This window comes from Marinomonas primoryensis (assembly GCF_013372285.1).
Lineage (GTDB): Bacteria > Pseudomonadota > Gammaproteobacteria > Pseudomonadales > Marinomonadaceae > Marinomonas > Marinomonas primoryensis.
Genome location: NZ_CP054301.1, coordinates 1,288,574 through 1,305,031, shown reverse-complemented (window position 1 = coordinate 1,305,031; position 16,458 = coordinate 1,288,574). Strand labels below are relative to the sequence as shown.

Annotated in this window: 15 protein-coding genes; 6 read left to right on the top strand and 9 right to left on the bottom strand. The window is 42.8% G+C overall.

Features of this window, described 5'->3' with window-relative positions; genetic code table 11:
• The first annotated feature begins 121 nt into the window (after positions 1–121).
• Together nrdB and yfaE are read left to right on the top strand one after the other, a co-directional pair.
• On the top strand, positions 122–1,255 hold the full coding sequence (gene nrdB / locus MP3633_RS05965) for a class Ia ribonucleoside-diphosphate reductase subunit beta (protein WP_176334861.1): 1,134 nt from the start codon (positions 122–124) through the stop codon (positions 1,253–1,255).
• Positions 1,239–1,535, top strand: a complete 297-nt coding sequence (yfaE, locus tag MP3633_RS05960) for a class I ribonucleotide reductase maintenance protein YfaE (protein ID WP_112139926.1) — start codon at positions 1,239–1,241, stop codon at positions 1,533–1,535. Before nrdB ends, yfaE begins: the two co-directional genes overlap by 17 nt.
• A 63-nt stretch (positions 1,536–1,598) precedes the next feature.
• Here the strand turns inward: yfaE and MP3633_RS05955 are convergent, their stop codons facing one another.
• Positions 1,599–2,204: a CDP-alcohol phosphatidyltransferase family protein gene (locus tag MP3633_RS05955; RefSeq protein ID WP_176334860.1), complete on the bottom strand. Its 606-nt coding sequence runs from the start codon at positions 2,202–2,204 to the stop codon at positions 1,599–1,601.
• 117 nt (positions 2,205–2,321) lie between these two features.
• Between MP3633_RS05955 and MP3633_RS05950 the strand changes: the two genes are divergently transcribed.
• Entirely contained in the window at positions 2,322–3,083 is a 762-nt protein-coding gene (locus MP3633_RS05950) for an alpha/beta fold hydrolase (protein WP_176334859.1), read from the top strand.
• On the opposite strand, the gene MP3633_RS05945 is transcribed toward MP3633_RS05950, so the two are convergent.
• The 3 genes from MP3633_RS05945 to MP3633_RS05935 are packed head-to-tail and all read right to left on the bottom strand — an operon-like array spanning position 3,084 to position 6,900.
• Positions 3,084–3,989 carry a hypothetical protein gene (locus tag MP3633_RS05945; protein ID WP_244959870.1) on the bottom strand — a complete coding sequence of 302 codons (906 nt, stop codon included), beginning with the start codon at positions 3,987–3,989 and terminating at the stop codon, positions 3,084–3,086.
• 17 nt (positions 3,990–4,006) lie between these two features.
• Positions 4,007–6,031, bottom strand: a complete 2,025-nt coding sequence (locus MP3633_RS05940; RefSeq protein ID WP_176334858.1) for a TonB-dependent receptor plug domain-containing protein — start codon at positions 6,029–6,031, stop codon at positions 4,007–4,009.
• Positions 6,032–6,033: 2 nt separating this feature from the next.
• Positions 6,034–6,900 carry a prephenate dehydratase gene (locus MP3633_RS05935; RefSeq protein WP_112139935.1) on the bottom strand — a complete coding sequence of 289 codons (867 nt, stop codon included), beginning with the start codon at positions 6,898–6,900 and terminating at the stop codon, positions 6,034–6,036.
• Positions 6,901–6,979: 79 nt separating this feature from the next.
• Here MP3633_RS05935 and yidD point away from each other — a divergent pair, with 79 nt between their 5' ends.
• On the top strand, positions 6,980–7,231 hold the full coding sequence (gene yidD, locus MP3633_RS05930; RefSeq protein WP_112139936.1) for a membrane protein insertion efficiency factor YidD: 252 nt from the start codon (positions 6,980–6,982) through the stop codon (positions 7,229–7,231).
• On the opposite strand, the gene MP3633_RS05925 is transcribed toward yidD, so the two are convergent.
• From MP3633_RS05925 to MP3633_RS05910, 4 genes are all read right to left on the bottom strand, one after another.
• Entirely contained in the window at positions 7,228–7,881 is a 654-nt protein-coding gene (locus MP3633_RS05925; RefSeq protein ID WP_176334857.1) for a LuxR C-terminal-related transcriptional regulator, read from the bottom strand. The two genes, yidD and MP3633_RS05925, sit on opposite strands and share 4 nt — an antisense overlap.
• 28 nt (positions 7,882–7,909) lie before the next feature.
• Positions 7,910–9,868 (bottom strand): acetate--CoA ligase, encoded by a 1,959-nt coding sequence (gene acs, locus MP3633_RS05920; protein WP_176334856.1) that lies wholly within the window; start codon positions 9,866–9,868, stop codon positions 7,910–7,912.
• Between the two features lie 98 nt (positions 9,869–9,966).
• Entirely contained in the window at positions 9,967–10,707 is a 741-nt protein-coding gene (locus MP3633_RS05915) for a class I SAM-dependent methyltransferase (protein WP_176334855.1), read from the bottom strand.
• Between the two features lie 88 nt (positions 10,708–10,795).
• On the bottom strand, positions 10,796–11,416 hold the full coding sequence (locus MP3633_RS05910) for an HAD family hydrolase (RefSeq protein WP_176334854.1): 621 nt from the start codon (positions 11,414–11,416) through the stop codon (positions 10,796–10,798).
• Positions 11,417–11,694: 278 nt separating this feature from the next.
• Here MP3633_RS05910 and MP3633_RS05905 point away from each other — a divergent pair, with 278 nt between their 5' ends.
• Entirely contained in the window at positions 11,695–12,723 is a 1,029-nt protein-coding gene (locus MP3633_RS05905; RefSeq protein WP_176334853.1) for a TAXI family TRAP transporter solute-binding subunit, read from the top strand.
• 85 nt (positions 12,724–12,808) lie between these two features.
• A complete protein-coding gene (locus tag MP3633_RS05900) occupies positions 12,809–14,932 on the top strand; it encodes a TRAP transporter permease (RefSeq protein WP_176334852.1) in 2,124 nt (707 codons plus the stop codon).
• 101 nt (positions 14,933–15,033) lie between these two features.
• Here the strand turns inward: MP3633_RS05900 and MP3633_RS05895 are convergent, their stop codons facing one another.
• Complete coding sequence (locus tag MP3633_RS05895) at positions 15,034–16,455, bottom strand: peptidoglycan DD-metalloendopeptidase family protein (protein ID WP_244959869.1); 1,422 nt, start codon at positions 16,453–16,455, stop codon at positions 15,034–15,036.
• Positions 16,456–16,458: the final 3 nt, after the last annotated feature.

The window sequence follows — 16,458 nt, the reverse complement described above, 5'->3', positions numbered from 1 at the left end:
AAGCCTCAACCCAATGAGGCTTTGCTACGTTTACTGCGCTAAATGAATACTAAAATCTATTAATAACTAAGACATCTTCAGCACAGAAAATGTCTTACGCTTTTGAGGAATACCCTGAGACATGAGTTACTCGACGTTCAACCGTAAGCACTTCGATAGTACAAAAGAACCTATGTTCTTTGGTGAAAATGTCAACGTTGCTCGCTATGATCAGCAAAAGCACCCTATTTTTGAAAAGCTAATAGAAAAACAACTCTCTTTCTTTTGGCGCCCTGAAGAAGTCGACCTTTCAACAGATCGCAAAGACTTTCAAAGACTGGAAGAACACGAACAACACATTTTTTTAAGTAACTTAAAATATCAAACTTTGCTGGACAGTGTACAAGGCCGTTCACCAAACGTTGCATTATTGCCCATCGTATCTCTGCCTGAATTGGAAACATGGATCGAAACATGGTCGTTTAGTGAAACTATTCACAGCCGCTCTTACACTCATATTATTCGTAACATCGTCAACGATCCGACTAAAATCTTTGACGACATCGTCACCAATGAAGAAATTACCAAACGTGCTGATAGTGTTTCTAAATACTACGATCGCCTCATTGAAATGGTGAGTATCTACAACACTCTGGGGATGGGTACATTCAATATCCCAGGAAAAGGCGATATTGAAATTTCTATGCCTAAGCTAAAAAAGGCGCTTTATCTCACCATTGCCTCAGTGAACGTTTTAGAAGCGGTGCGTTTTTATGTGAGTTTCGCCTGTAGTTTTGGCTTTGCTGAACGTACATTGATGGAAGGTAACGCGAAGATCATCAAGCTGATTGCTCGTGATGAAGCCCTTCATCTTACTGGCACACAGCACATGCTAAATCTTATGGCATCAGGTAAAGATGATCCAGAAATGGCCATCATTGCCGCTGAGTGCAAAGAAGAGATGAGAGATATCTTTGTCGAAGCCGCTGAGCAGGAAAAAGAATGGGCCACCTACCTATTTAAAGATGGTTCAATGATCGGTCTTAATGCTCAAATATTAGGTCAATACGTTGAATATATCACCAATGTGCGCATGCAAGCCGTTGGCCTCGAGACGTATTTTTCTACGAAGCACAACCCTATACCTTGGATCAATGCTTGGTTGGTAAGCGATAACGTACAGGTTGCACCACAAGAAGCAGAAATTAGTTCTTACCTAGTAGGACAAACTGACAATAGTTTAGATGATTCAGACTTCGATGACTTCGACCTATAACCCCACAATACAAACCAAAGACACCGTGGTTCATCGAGTACTCTTAGGGAAAAAGCAGATTCTCGTTACGGAAGAGGAATCACTATTGGTACAACTAGAACGGGCAGGTATTCATATTGAATATCAGTGTCGCGAAGGCTATTGCTCGTCCTGTTCGATCAAGCTCTTATGGGGTAATGTCAGTTATCCTTTCGAGCCACTGGCTTGGGTACAAAGTGGATATTTATTAGCGTGTTGCGCCATTGTGAAAAGTGACATTGAAATCGCTTTTTTCGACTGATCTGTCTAATTAAATGCTTTCAATCGATCACCTTCAATTCATAGATTTCAAGTTAGTTTCCACCTAGTTCAACGTACGGTAGCCCGCGTAAATTCGGGTTGCCGTTGTTACCCAACAAATCCCACCAAAAACATAAGCTAACACAACAAAATGCGCTGGTATCAAACAAATCAACACAAGAAACGCGATGGTTTCTGCACCTTCTGCCAGCCCTCCTAAGAAATATAAGGACTTATGGCCGTATTCTAAACGCTCAATTTTTCGTTTCTCAGCCATAATAGCAAAGGCCAAAAAGCTACTGCCGGTTCCCATAAAGGAAAAAATCACAAAACTTGCCGCCAGCGCATTTTCCATTGGGTTCATAAGAGCGAAGCCAAAAATCACCGCCGAATAAAAAATGAAATCCAATGTAATATCTAAATAACCACCTAAATCGGTCGGCCCTTGTACTCTTGCTACTGCACCATCCAGCCCATCCATCATCCGATTGATAACAACAAAAACCAGCGCCAATGCTGTGTCACCAAAGTACAACGCGGGTATCACCATCATGCCAATAGCAAAACCCAGCAAGGTAATCCAATTAGCTTTTATACCCAATTTATCTACCGCTATCGCTGTCAACCGCAACGGCTGCTTCAAATTTTTAATAAAAAACGTGTCTAACATTCAAAAAACAACCTTAATTTCAGAGGGACGAAACTTTCAAAGACTTGATACAATATAAGTTATATAGCGTCCACATACGCTGACCGTTTTACTCATTTACAGCATAATAAGGTGACTATGATACACGCAAAGCAATATGGTTCCTCAGGGCCAAATCTTATTGTCATTCACGGCTTATTTGGCAACGCAGACAACTGGCACTCTATCGCACAAGCTTTAGCGGATTATTTCACCGTCTATTGTATCGATCTACCTAATCATGGCAAATCAGACAGCATGCAGGACGCGACTTACCCTAAAATGGCCAACGCTGTGCTTGATTGGGCCAAGCTAAAAAATATAGACACATTCTATCTGTTGGGGCATTCGATGGGGGGGAAAGTGGCAATGCAAATGGCCGCAATGGCTATACCAGCCCAAATAGAAAAGCTCATTGTAGTGGATATTGCACCTGTTGATTATCAACCCAGCCATACCCGTATATTAGAAGGCTTAAAAGCCATTTCTGGGACTGAAATAACATCAAGAAAAGAAGCCGACACGCTATTAAGTCAATACGAGCCAAACCTTGCTATCAGACAGTTTTTATTAAAAAGCCTCAATAGGAATGAGCAGAGTCACACACTTTCGTTGTCTGTCGACAATATTGCCGACAACTACGCGACGATTCTTAAAAAGCCCATTATTGAAACCGCAATAGAGATACCGACGCTGTTTATAAAAGGCGAAAAATCAGATTATATTGTGGCGGATTATCAAGCTGAAATAATGGCAAGCTTTCCAAACGCAAGTTTCAAAATTATATCCGGCGCAGGCCACTGGCTACACGCAGAAAAGCCACTCCCCTTCATTAGTCTAGTGAAACGCTTTTTACAATAACTACTCACACTGTGTTTCGGAGCAAAGACCGTACTTATCTTTTAAATAAGACGACGACGGTAATACAACACCGTGTGACTTAATAAGATAAGAATTAAAGCTAACTCTTAACTGATCAGGGTAGGCTGCTTCCAGCAGAACGCCCTTTGTATCCCACATAGTAAGCCGCTCCACCAGAGCTTTTAGCTTGGCCTCACTGTCCGAGTAAACAGCAAATAACGAGCCCGCACGTACAAAGGCAAAAGAAGGCCCAATGATCACCTTTTGCTTATGGAATAGTAATCTCAGTATGTCCTGAGCGATGCCATTTTTATACAGCTGCGTATCCACTAAAGAAAAAATAAGTTCGGAATCCTCTAGAACAAAATTGACTGATTTTAAAACAGATAATCGATCTGTCTCTGTCTTTAGAAACCGAAATATAAAACCATGCTGATCCGCCAAGTTCATCATTTCTTGCTCGTCGACGAAAAGGTGATCACTATAGATAACGGCCAGCGGCTTTCTATCAAACCAGATCGCTTCCAGTATATTCAACCGCTTATCCAAGGGTGCACCAGAAAAAACACCACTGACAGGAATTGAACATTGCGGCTGAATATTAAGATATTCTTCTTTGCCAATAAAAACAGCGATAACAGCGCCCTCAGACGCAACAGAACACGCAAGACGAAAACTATCTGCTCCGACAGTGACCATGACATCATCGTCTTTAAGAAAAGAAACATTTTGTATAAATAAGGCACTACGAACTGGCATTAATCGAGTATTTTCAGGTAACAACTTAGAAAGTTGGAACGTCAAAGAACGTACTGAACTCTCTTCGGTATCGTGCACCACATATATCGTTGCAAGCACATTTACTGAAGCCAGCAACAAAAATATAAAAAGAAAAAGTCTTTTCACGTTCCTATTAATCCAAATTAGAAAGTGACATTGGTAAAGACATAAGCAAATGTATCTTTCGTAAAATTATTATGACTTGAGACAAGTGCGTTATCATCTAAGCGAGTTTCCATTCCAACGCCCATTGTTGCTTTCGAATACCCACCTAATGACAACTTATAAGAAAACCAAGTATTCAAAAATTCATAATCGTTTCCACCCAACGCTTTCCCATACCAGTAATAGCCTTGAGCAGACCATTTATCCGTTAATGGCACACTACCAAAAAAAGACATCATTACCGGAGTGGTTGACCTTATAAGGTCAGTGTTCTCTGTTTGAGTGTCTTGATAAGCATAGGTGAAGCGAGTAATTGCGCCAGAGCGAAAACGCCAATCTAGTTCAACTTCAACGCCATTTATGTCCACGTCTTCTATAACGCCTTCCTCAATGGGTTTATCAGAGGGACCCAACGCTGTAAAAAGCTTTTTGCTCAAAACCATATCCTTTACTGCATCATGATAGAGCTTCACATCCAGCGACAAGCCACGGCCAGGCCAATAGTGATAATAACCCATCTCATAAGAGGTGATTTTTTCTTCTTTTTCACCATTATCAGCGTAAACTGTTGAAGACTCTTCACCGTTAGACAGGACATAGTGCCACTTAAAATGTTGATCTGACAAATCGGGGGTACGTACGGCTTTTGACGTATTAAATCGAATGGATTCTTGTTCAGACAGCTTATAAGTCACACCCAATTTAGGCGATAAAAATGCGCCACTCATTTGACTATCTTCAAGCATCGCCCCGCCATTAAAAATCCAGCTATCAGTAGCTCGATATTCCATATTAGAAGAAAGACGAAACACTTCATCACTCGCTTTGCCTGATAAAAAGTGTTCAGAGTCAGCTTCATCTAAACGGTAACCAATCGCTGAAATTAACCGTAGCTTATCAGACGCCTCCCACGTGCTCTGAACTTCAATATCTTGACGTGTCTCCAGCAAATCAATCTCATAAGAATCATAGACATCCACGGAGGGGGTCGGAGTATTAAATAAAGCACCGTAAAAAGATCGTTTTAAATAGACTTCATGATGCTCATTTAGATCAGATTGGTCGTAGTAATACTGTATTTTTACTTCATGACTGGATGAAACCTGCTGACTATAACTTAGTTTAATATGCTCACGATCAATTAAGCGCATTGGGTTATTCGTATCATAGCCCCCTAACAAAGAGCCTACTTCATATTCAGATGGGTCAATCTTATCCTTCAAACTGCTGGCGCCAATGTCCAAATCAAAAAAACTCGTAGCCGTCTCTTTTTGAATGAACACATTTCCCATCGTAGAGCCATGCCCGTCATGACGCTTATCGCCATCAACATCTTCATCAAAACCATTTACATCACTTGTAGAGGCTGACGCTCGATAGCTCCAATCTTCATTTAAGCCACTATGCTGTCCATACAACCGATAATCACCGCGGGACCCAGAATAAGCTGAAATACTATCGCCCAAGGTTTCTAACGGAGATCGAGTGATAATATTGACCACAGCAAAGAACGAATTAACACCATAACTTGCAGCGTTTGGCCCTCGATTAATCTCTACACGAGCCACGTCTTCAATACTTAGCGGTAAGGTTGCCCATTCCACCCTCGCAACACCAACACTGTAAACCGAGCGGCCATTAACCAGAACCTGAATACGTCGATATTTATCCAGTTGCGTTCCATGATAAGAAGCGACTTTTTGACTAGAGGAATGATATGGAGCAACCGAAAAACCTGGCACAAACTGCAGAAGATCTTCAACATATTGCATATTGATGCGGCGAATGAATTCGCCATCTAACACAGATAAAGAGGAAGAAACATCGACTCTTGGCTGAGCCATTTTAGATGGCGTTACCACCACAGGAATGCTGTCAAGGAAGCCATCATACGAATCTAAATCCGAAACGCCTCCCATAGAGAAAGACAAGCCATCTGCTTCAGCCCAAACATTAACGCCAAAACACAGATAAAAAACAACACATAACCAGCGCATCATCATGATTATTTCAACCTATAATCATTTGCTAGATAGGTTCCTAATATGCGCACTTCTTCAGAAAAGAACTGTAACTCCTCAAGTGCCGCCTGCATCGCGGAAGATTGAAAATGCGCCTCAACATCTACATAAAACTGGGTCGCAGTAAAATTACCATTCACCATATAACTTTCTAGTTTCAGCATATTAATGCCTTGAGTGGCAAAACCACCCATTGCCTTATAAAGCGCGGCCGGAATATTTCGAACGCGAAACATAAAAGAAGTAATGTAAATGCGATCGTCCTCATAAACGGGCATTTTTTGCTGGCGAGCAAAGACCAGAAAGCGTGTGGTATTACCCACCGAATCATTAAAATAAGTTTTCAGTACATTTAAACCATAAAGTTCAGCCGCCAACTCAGAGGAAATAACCGCCAAACCAGGCTCTTCAAACTCCGCGATGTGTTTAGCCGCTCCTGCGGTATCGTACATAGCCTGACTTTTCGCTCCTAACGCCTTGATATTGGTATCGCATTGCGCTAAAGCTTGAGGGTGACTACCCACCCGCGTAATTTGATCCAACGTCATCGAGTGACGAGCAATCAAGCAATGATTAACTGGCTCAAAATGTTCCTTCACCACATAAAGCTGAGTTCGCTTTAATTCTCGATAAATTTCTTCGACTCGTCCAGCAGTGGAGTTTTCAACAGGGATCATGGCGTAATAGGCCTCCCCTTGTTCCACCATTTTCAAGGCGTCGACAAAGGTTGCACAGTGAATGCTCGTCCAATCAGGGAAAGTATGTTTACAAGCAAGATGCGAATACGCCCCTGGCTCGCCTTGGTAAGCAACGACCTGCATTGCATCAAGAGTAAGATGTTGTTCTGGCATAATAAAATGGGTTCTGTGATATATTTCTTTTACAGTAACAAATAGCGTTTATTACATACACAAAAATGACAATAATCTTATGGTAAAAAAAACATTCATTTTTCTAGTAAAAGGCTACCAATTTTTAATCAGTCCTCTATTGGGGAATAACTGCCGTTTCTACCCCAGCTGCTCACAATATATGATTCAAGCCATTGAACGGTTTGGGGTTATAAAAGGTATTTATCTTGGGGGGAAAAGATTGTCTAAGTGTCATCCGTGGCATGAGGGAGGCATGGATCCGGTTCCTCCATGCCATTGTGAAAAAGATAATCCTAAAAAAGAAAATTAATTTGTTATAGCCATCATTTGCAACTTCAAATCACTGGCAATCAATACCGCCTGAGTTCTATTATTAATCTCCAGTTTTCGAAAAATTGCAGTGATGTGTGCTTTAACTGTGGCTTCAGATATTGATAATTCATAAGCAATCTGCTTATTTAATAAACCTTCATGCAAATAACAAAGTACCTTGTACTGCTGAGGCGTCAGCTCTGCGACTCTATTTTGCATCGATAAGTCAGGTTTAGGTTGATTAGCCACTTTTAATTTAAGATCTTCTGGAAGCCAAATATCGCCGGCCAAAATGGCATGAATAGCCTGCACGTAAGTCGATGGCTCACTGGTTTTGGGAATAAACCCCAACGCACCTGCATCAATAACCTTCGCCACCATGACACTGTCTTCACTGCCTGAGATCACCGCGACGGGGACCTCAGGAAAATCCTTACGAATTCGAATCAACCCATACAATTCGCCACTGCCCGGCATATTTAAATCAAGCAATAGTAAATCAAGGTCATTAATACTGTTTAGGCACTGCAACGTCGAATCCAAATCATGGGATTCGACGATGACAATTCCTTGCATTTCTGCTCGCAATGCACCGCTTAGCGCACTACGAAACAGAGGATGGTCATCTGCGATAACAAGTGTAATCACTGTCTATCCTTTTAAAATGTGTAAACGCTTACACATTTAAACGGTTTTCGATCAAATCATCAACCACACTTGGATCAGCTAATGTACTTGTATCTCCAAGTTGATCATGTTCATTGGCGGCAATTTTCCTTAGAATACGGCGCATGATCTTACCAGAGCGCGTTTTCGGAAGTCCTTTACTTGCCCACTGAATCAAATCTGGCGTGGCAATTGGACCAATCTCCTGACGAACAAATTGCTTTAATGATTGGGTCAACGCTTCATCTGGAGTCACGCCCGCGATCGCACTGACATACACATAAATGCCCTGTCCTTTGATGTCATGAGGGTAACCAACGATTGCCGCTTCTGCGACAGAAGGGTGAGCCACTAAGGCGCTTTCAATTTCCGCTGTACCTAAACGGTGACCGGATACATTTAGCACATCATCCATGCGACCCGTAATCCAATAATGACCATCAGCGTCTCTTGATGCACCATCTCCAGTAAAATACATACCATCAAAGGTACTAAAATAGGTTTGTTCAAAACGCTCATGATCACCGTATACAGTACGAGCCTGCCCAGGCCAAGAATCGGTGATCACCAAACCGCCATCAACCTGCACACCTTGTTCATCCTTTAACACGCCTTCTGCATCCACCAGCGCAGGTTGCACACCAAACAAAGGACCAGTACAAGAACCCGGTTTGATATCGCCTTGCACAATACGTGGCGTCATCATCATGCCACCGGTTTCTGTTTGCCACCATGTATCCACAACTGGACAAGATGCGTTTCCGATTTCAGTATAATACCAAGACCACGCTTCTGGATTAATTGGCTCGCCGACACTGCCCAGTATACGTAAAGAATTACGCTTACTTGAACGCGTCGCTTCATCCCCTTTCGCCATCAAAGCTCGGATTGCTGTTGGTGCAGTATAAAGAATGGTCACACCAAACTTATCCACCACTCGACCAATTCGACCTGAATCCGGATAGGTCGGCACACCTTCAAACAAAATGCTTGTCGCACCATTAGCTAAAGGACCATACACCATGTAACTGTGACCGGTAATCCAACCAACATCGGCCGCGCACCAGAACACATCATCTGGTTTCAAATCAAACACTAACTCATGAGTCATGGCCGCATACACCAAATAGCCACCAGTAGTATGAACCACGCCTTTTGGTTTACCTGTTGACCCAGAGGTATAAAGAATAAAAAGAGGGTCTTCCGCGTTCATAGGTTCTGCTAGACATTCTGTACTTTCGGTTTTAACAGCCGTCGCCCAATCCAAATCACGACCGTCAAACCAAGGCACGTCTTTTTGGGTATAACGATACACAATGACCGTTTCAACAGATGGACACGCGTTGTTTTCTAATGCCATATCGACATTGTGTTTAAGCGGAATAGTATTACCAGCTCGACGCCCTTCATCCGCGGTAATAACCAACTTAACACCACAGTTAGTCAGGCGATCGGCAATAGCATGAGCAGAAAAGCCACCAAAAATAACGGAATGAATCGCACCAATTCGAGCACATGCCAGCATGGCGTAAACGGCTTGAGGTATCATAGGCATGTAAATGGCGACTCTATCGCCTTTTTTAACACCCTGACGTTTTAAAAGGTTGGCTAAACGACCGACTTCATCGTGTAGCACTTGATAAGTAATCGCGACTTTATCGCTGCTCTCTGTATCGCCTTCACAGTAATAGGCGACTTTGTCTGCAGAGGTTGCTAAATGGCGATCAATGCAATTATAAGCCACATTAAGCTCACCATCTTCAAACCATTTAATGCTGACATCGCCACGCTGAAAAGACGTGTTTTTTACTTTGGTATAAGGTTTAAACCAATCTAAACGTTTGCCTTCTTTCCCCCAAAACACGTCTGGGTTTTCAATCGATTCTTGATAGCGTTTTTCAAATTCTGCTTGACTCACATTGGCATTTTTTGCCGCCTCATTTGAGGTTGCGCTATATAATGATTTCATAACCCGCTCCATTGTTAAATTTGTTATTCGGATGCTGAACTACTATAACCTGCCAGACAGACCAATCTATTCCACTTTAGTCTTATGAAAAAATACACTTACAACACTCGTCCAGCCTTCACAAAAAATGGTAAGTGTATCTGTTGTTTCTTATTGGGCTCTGACCACACTTCTCGAAGAATCGGGGAGGCGTCCAATAAAAAATCGTCGCCCCTGTCTTGAATACGCAATTGAGACGCTGACCAGCTTCGAATAAATTCCAACGTTTGTGTAACAGACCAATGACAATTTAACTCAAACGTTGGCACATCCATCAGCTCAAACGGAAATTCAATATCATTATATTGATTCCACAATAGTCGGCTTTGGGGTGGCCAATAAGGAGCAAGAAGTGGTAATACAGACTCTGTAATCGCTTTATCTTCCGCCTCTCCCACTTGTAGCCAATTGTAGCCCCAACAGACAAAAACACCGCCCGGTTTCAATACTCGACGAAGCTCCTCCCAAAATTTCTTCAAGTCAAACCAATGTAACGCATGAGCCACACAAACCACATCAAAGTAATTATCAGGGTAGTGTGTTTTTTCAGCAGGACACACTTGATAATTAACCTTGCGATGTGGTGTAGCAGCCGTAACCTGAGACTCACTAATATCTGAAGCTTCTACTTGCTCAAAATAGGCAGCAAGGTCAACTGAAGCTTGACCTGTACCACAGGCACAATCCCACACGACACCGGTAGAATTTACTTGCTGAGATAACCAATAATAAAGCTCTGCCGGATACATCGGTCGAGTTCTAGAATAGTTTGTAGAAGATTGTCCATCAAAAGTACGCATAGAAGCCTCTGAACTAAATGACATTAATACCTGAACAACGCAATTAAGGCTTCAAGCAATTCCAATGCTGCCAACTCACTAAAACGGATTAATGAGATAACACTCCATGTTGATCAAGCACTCGACGTGCTTCATCTATTCCCTTCACTCTAAATGCCTTCATCCCTAGCGCATTAGCGGTGTCGATATTCACTTGATTATCATCGATAAATAAAATGCTCTGTGGCGCAACTTGTAAGCTATGAATCACATGCTGGTAAATAGCGTCATCGGGCTTAACAAAACCCACCATATGGGAAGCATAATAACTGTGAAATTTACCCGCAAGTCCCATTTCATCCATCAGTCTTGGCCAATGGGCAGCATTTGTATTGGATAAAATGGCACGATGATATTCCGGTTTAACGGCATCAACCAAAGCCAGAGCCCCAGAAAACAACCCTTTTGGCCACGCCTTAAAGGACGCTTTAAATACCTCTTTATCCACGCTGCTGCCAACCTCTTCAAGTAATTTTTCAGCAAAGCAGTCAAACGTAATTTTTCCTGAATCAAATGCAGCAACCGTTGGTGACTTCAGCCATTTCAACCACACTTCTGACTCTTCACCTTGCGTATTCAACATAGCATGCATTTCAGAAATATTGCCTAAATCGACCAAGACATTCCCTAAATCAAACAATACAACACGAATATTACGATCTTGTTCCATGACTTACTCACTTTATTCCGTCGGCCATTTGTTGCTCATGTAAAAAGCACCATTGTGCAAAATTCCTTGTTAACCACTGTATTTACTCACTTACATCGTAAGCTATTTTTTGCTCATACAGAAAGGTCAACCATAAGCAATAAACCGCCCATATGTGTACAAAAAAAGAAAGGAAAATTATAGTACGAAGTAAAATCCATATATATCAATAAGATATATTTTTGGCACGATAATCGCTATAGGCTATAGTACTAACCCCACTAACGGAGAAAAATAATATGAAATTGGGATTTGTTACTAAAACTATTCTTTCCAGCGCTACCGCTGCGGCAATAGCCATCTCTGCAACCGGCGCATCAGCCGCCGATAATCGCAGCTATATCTTAGCAACTGCATCAACAGGAGGCACTTACTACCCTGTCGGTGTTGCCATTGCAACCTTGAGTAAAGTAAAGCTAGAGCCAAAATTCGGGCTGTCAGTCTCTGCAATTAGTTCAGCTGGTTCTGGTGAGAACATCAAACTTCTACGCGAAGATCAAGCGCAATTCGCTATTTTACAAGGTCTTTACGGTGCTTGGGCTTGGGACGGTGAAGGTCCATTTAAAAGTTCAGGCAAACAAACAGAGTTGCGCTCTGTTTCTATGCTTTGGCAGAACGTGGAACATTTTGTTCTTAAATCTGATTTAGCAAAAACAGGAACGGTAGCTGATTTAAAAGCCCTTGAAGGCAGCAATAATAAGTTTTCCATCGGTAAGAAAAACTCAGGAACAGAAGGTTCTGGTCGTCAACAGCTTAAAGGCTTAAATATTGACCCTGATAAATTCAGCCTTGCTTACATGGGTTACGGCGCCAGCGCAGATGCTATGCAAAACGGCAACATTGAAGGGATGAATACACCAGCAGGTGTGCCAGTCAGTGCGGTTACTCGTCTTTATGCTTCAATGGGTGACAAAGTCAAAGTATTGGATTTCACCGATGAGCAAATCAAAGAAGCCAACGGTAGTTACGATTTGTGGACGCGATATGTCATCCCTGCCAATACATACCCAGGCCAAACAAAAGACATTAACACAGTCGCTCAACCTAATTTCTTAGCAACAAACGCTAATTTGCTGGAAGAAGATGTGTACCAACTGACCAAATCTCTTTATGAAAACTTGCCTTACTTAAGTGCAATTCATAAGGCGACATCAGTAATGTCTATTGAAAAAGCCATCGCAGGTCTTCCTGTCCCACTGCATCCAGGTGCGGCACGCTACTACCGTGAACGCGGCATTAGCATCCCTGCTCGCCTAATCGCACAGTAATCTTTTTATACTCGTTCTAGCGCCGTACTTTCGTACGGCGCACCTTGCTCAACTCGTTTTTTGTACACACAAAGGTAGCTTGTCCATGACTGCTTCATCGCCATCCGCCGCGCCTCAAGAAATTGATCTTGAAGAGTTCGAAACAAAACACCGTTCTGGACCTTGGGTAAACCGTTTTGTATTTACCCTTTCGATTTTCTTAGCGGTTGCTCATATTTACATCAACACCATAGCAACCTTACCAGAGCTATGGATTTCAGCCTTCCATTTTGCTGGTTTTGGTACCTTATGTGCGTTACTTATTCCTGCTAATCCTAAATGGCGAGACAGTAAAATAGCCATGCTATGCGATAGCGCCATTGTGTTCGCCTTAATAGGCATGGTGCTTTACATTATTTTCTTTGAAGACGCTCTCTATGCCAGAGGTGTAACCTTCAATAATGCCGATTGGCTTGTGTCCAGTGTGACCGTCCTTTTGTCACTTGAGTTGATTCGCCGAACAAGCGGTTGGTTTATCCCTTTACTTATCATCATCGCATTAACCTACGTGGTGCTATGGGGAAGTTGGCTGGGAGGCATGTTTGCCTTTCCCGGTCTCAGTCTTGAAACCTTGTTGTATCGTAGCTTTTTTAGTACCGACGGTATGTTTGGTTCTATCTCCCGAATCTCATGGAGCTTTGTCTTCATGTTTATTTTATTCGGTGCATTTTTAGTTAAATCAGGGGCTGGTGATTTTATTATCGACCTGTCTCGCTCTCTTGCTAGCAAGATGATTGGCGGGCCTGGCTTTGTCGCTGTACTGGGTTCTGGTTTGATGGGTTCCGTCTCTGGCTCCTCCGTTGCCAATACAGTATCCACTGGCGTCATTACCATTCCTTTGATGCGAAAAGCCGGATTCCCCGCTCGGTTTGCTGCTGGTGTAGAAGCCGCTGCCTCTACTGGTGGGCAATTAATGCCTCCTGTGATGGGCGCGGGCGCTTTCATTATGGCCTCTTATACACAAGTATCGTACGTCACTATTATCAGTGTCGCCGCCATCCCTGCGTTGCTTTACTTCCTCTCAGTTGGTTTTTTTGTTCGAGTAGAAGCCAAACGCAGTAAGGTTATTGCCACAGAAAGTGATGATGCGGTTAATATCTCACAAGTATTTAAAAGTGGCTGGCACCATATTGTCCCTTTGGCGGTTTTAGTCACCTTGCTGGTTCAAGGGTTTACACCAACGTACGCCGCTGGGATCAGTATTCTGGCTGTTATCGCGGCCTCGTTTTTATCAAGCAAGCACAGAATGGGTCCGGCGGCTGTACTCGACGCCATGGCGCAAGGCGCTAAAAACATGTCGACTACGGCCGTGTTACTCGTCGGCATTGGTTTGGTCGTCAACGTCATAAGTACAACGGGGGTGGGTAATACCTTTTCTCTCTTGATCACCAATTGGGCTGGCGGCAGTCTTTTCTTCACTATTATCCTCGTCGCGATTGCGTCTTTGATTTTAGGAATGGGCTTGCCCGTCACCGCGTCTTACATCGTACTGGGAACCCTGTCTGCCCCTGCACTGTTCAACTTGATCGCGGAAGGTCAACTGTTGGACATGATGGCTTCTGGTAGCTTGCCCGATGCTGCTAACGCCATCTTCATGCTGGTTGATCCTTCTGCTATTGCTTCTCTAGCGCAAGGAATGCCAATGGAACAAGCTGAGGCTTTGTTAGCGCAAGTTCCAGCAGATTTCAAAAGCATGTTAATGGATCAGGCGTTGGGCACACAAAGTGTGGCTATGATCTTAGTAACAGCTCACATGATTATCTTTTGGCTCTCTCAAGACAGTAACGTGACACCCCCTGTCTGTTTAACCGCCTTTGCAGCTGCTGCCATCGCTAAAACACCTCCTATGTTAACGGGGCTAACAGCATGGAAACTGGCAAAAGGGCTTTACATCATTCCGCTTATGATGGCCTATACGCCGTTAATTGGCGGTGATACAGCAACCCTATTACACCTAACTTTCTTCGGAATCTTTGGAATGTACGCGCTTGTTGCCGCTATGGAAGGTTACTTAGAAGATAAATTGTCTATCTATTCACGACTCATCGCCTTGATTGCAGCCGCTATGATGTTGTGGCCAAACCTAGATCTTTGGATTCAGTGCATAGGTCTCGCAGCTTTCTTAGTACTCTTCGTTATCGGGAACAAGTCTTATAAAAAGAACATGTAAGTAGGCACAAGCGCTCTTAATTTGTGATATAAAAAAAGGGCATCTCTTCACAAGAAGAGGTGCCCTTTTTATTGTTAGCGTTTAAAAACTAATGTCTACCGTTACTCTAATGTTTGCTCTACATCAGACTGTTCTGTTTGGGCACGCTTTGTGGTCTCATCATCTGATGTCTTTTCACTCGCCATCATACTTACCCAGTATTCAACATTAGTATTGTATTCTGCTCGCTTACTCTTCGGAATAGACTGAGTTGTGGGTATATCGGTGGTCATAGGATTAACAGGACGACCTCTTACGTGCAATTCATAGTGCAAATGCGCTCCGGTGGTTCGCCCAGTGTTACCTGATAATGCAACCACTTGGCCACGCTTAACTTGCTGTCCTTTCTTCACTAATATCTTACTCAAATGAAGAAATCGTGAACTATAAGGCCCAGTATAATCAACCACGACGTATTTGCCTGCGTATTTGTGTGTCGCTACGCGAGTCACCACACCATCCCCCGTTGCCAACACCTCTGTCCCTGAAGGCGTCGCCAAATCAACGCCGTTATGAGGCGCCGGATGCCCCGTAATCGGATGCAGACGATTCGCATTAAATGACGAGCTGATTCGATATTGCTTACGAGTCGGCCAACGTAATAAGGAAGGTGTTAAACTGTTGCCATCCAGATCATAAAACCGACCATCCGAATGTAAAAAAGCACTGTATGTTTTCCCTTTAACTGTAATTTCCAACGCCTCTAGTTGGTTTTCGCCTACTTTTACACCATCAATACTGCCGCTTTTAATGACGACGTTAAAGGCGTCGTTGGCACGAAGATCTTTGCGAAAATTTACTCGCCCTTTGAGTACGTCATGAATAATTAAAATATTCGTATCCGATAAGCCTACCTTTTTTGCAGAAAGGTAGAAGTTTCCAGTGATCTTGCTGTGTATAGCGTTATGTTTATAAGTGATAGGCTTAATATTTTCTTCGTAGCTAAAACCACCATTACCGTGTCGAACATATGACACACTTTTACTGATATCAATGATACGGGTGAGCTCAATTAATTGCCCTTCGTCATCCAACTTGAAGGAAAACTTATCCTTGGGCATCAAGGGTTCAAGCACTAAGTATTCTTGATCTGCTTCAAGTACCGCGTATAAAGACTCCCTTGGTAACCCTAAACTCGCAAAAATACCCGCTAAAGTATCGCCAGATTTAATGACATATTCTATTGAAGGGATAGGCGCTATGACTTTCTCAACGTTTTGTAGAGGATCAGTCGTAACCAACGAGTCGTAATTGTTATCTTCATCCGTATTCGAATTGGGTTTATTTTTATTTACGGCTGCTTCGCTTTTACTATTAGTCGCTTTATTTTTAGCGCTAGGTAATGTGTAGTCTTCTGGATTTTCTGTGGATGTAACAAGGGTGTTGTAAACAAACAGCAAAACAATAAAAACGGCAAAAATGATGGATATCCAAGCTCGCGGACCCGACAAAGCCCAACGCGAGAGGCGTGTAATAAACTGCATAAA

Excerpts from the sequence above, each read along its gene's own strand:
- MP3633_RS05955 (WP_176334860.1), bottom strand. The coding sequence starts at position 2,204 with ATGTTAGACACGTTTTTTATTAAAAATTTGAAGCAGCCGTTGCGGTTG.
- MP3633_RS05910 (WP_176334854.1), bottom strand. The coding sequence starts at position 11,416 with ATGGAACAAGATCGTAATATTCGTGTTGTATTGTTTGATTTAGGGAAT.
- MP3633_RS05935 (WP_112139935.1), bottom strand. The coding sequence starts at position 6,900 with ATGCCAGAACAACATCTTACTCTTGATGCAATGCAGGTCGTTGCTTAC.
- yfaE (WP_112139926.1), top strand. The coding sequence starts at position 1,239 with ATGACTTCGACCTATAACCCCACAATACAAACCAAAGACACCGTGGTT.
- MP3633_RS05940 (WP_176334858.1), bottom strand. The coding sequence starts at position 6,031 with ATGATGATGCGCTGGTTATGTGTTGTTTTTTATCTGTGTTTTGGCGTT.
- MP3633_RS05900 (WP_176334852.1), top strand. The coding sequence starts at position 12,809 with ATGACTGCTTCATCGCCATCCGCCGCGCCTCAAGAAATTGATCTTGAA.
- yidD (WP_112139936.1), top strand. The coding sequence starts at position 6,980 with ATGGTAAAAAAAACATTCATTTTTCTAGTAAAAGGCTACCAATTTTTA.
- MP3633_RS05895 (WP_244959869.1), bottom strand. The coding sequence starts at position 16,455 with ATGCAGTTTATTACACGCCTCTCGCGTTGGGCTTTGTCGGGTCCGCGA.
- nrdB (WP_176334861.1), top strand. The coding sequence starts at position 122 with ATGAGTTACTCGACGTTCAACCGTAAGCACTTCGATAGTACAAAAGAA.
- acs (WP_176334856.1), bottom strand. The coding sequence starts at position 9,868 with ATGAAATCATTATATAGCGCAACCTCAAATGAGGCGGCAAAAAATGCC.
- MP3633_RS05905 (WP_176334853.1), top strand. The coding sequence starts at position 11,695 with ATGAAATTGGGATTTGTTACTAAAACTATTCTTTCCAGCGCTACCGCT.
- MP3633_RS05950 (WP_176334859.1), top strand. The coding sequence starts at position 2,322 with ATGATACACGCAAAGCAATATGGTTCCTCAGGGCCAAATCTTATTGTC.
- MP3633_RS05915 (WP_176334855.1), bottom strand. The coding sequence starts at position 10,707 with ATGCGTACTTTTGATGGACAATCTTCTACAAACTATTCTAGAACTCGA.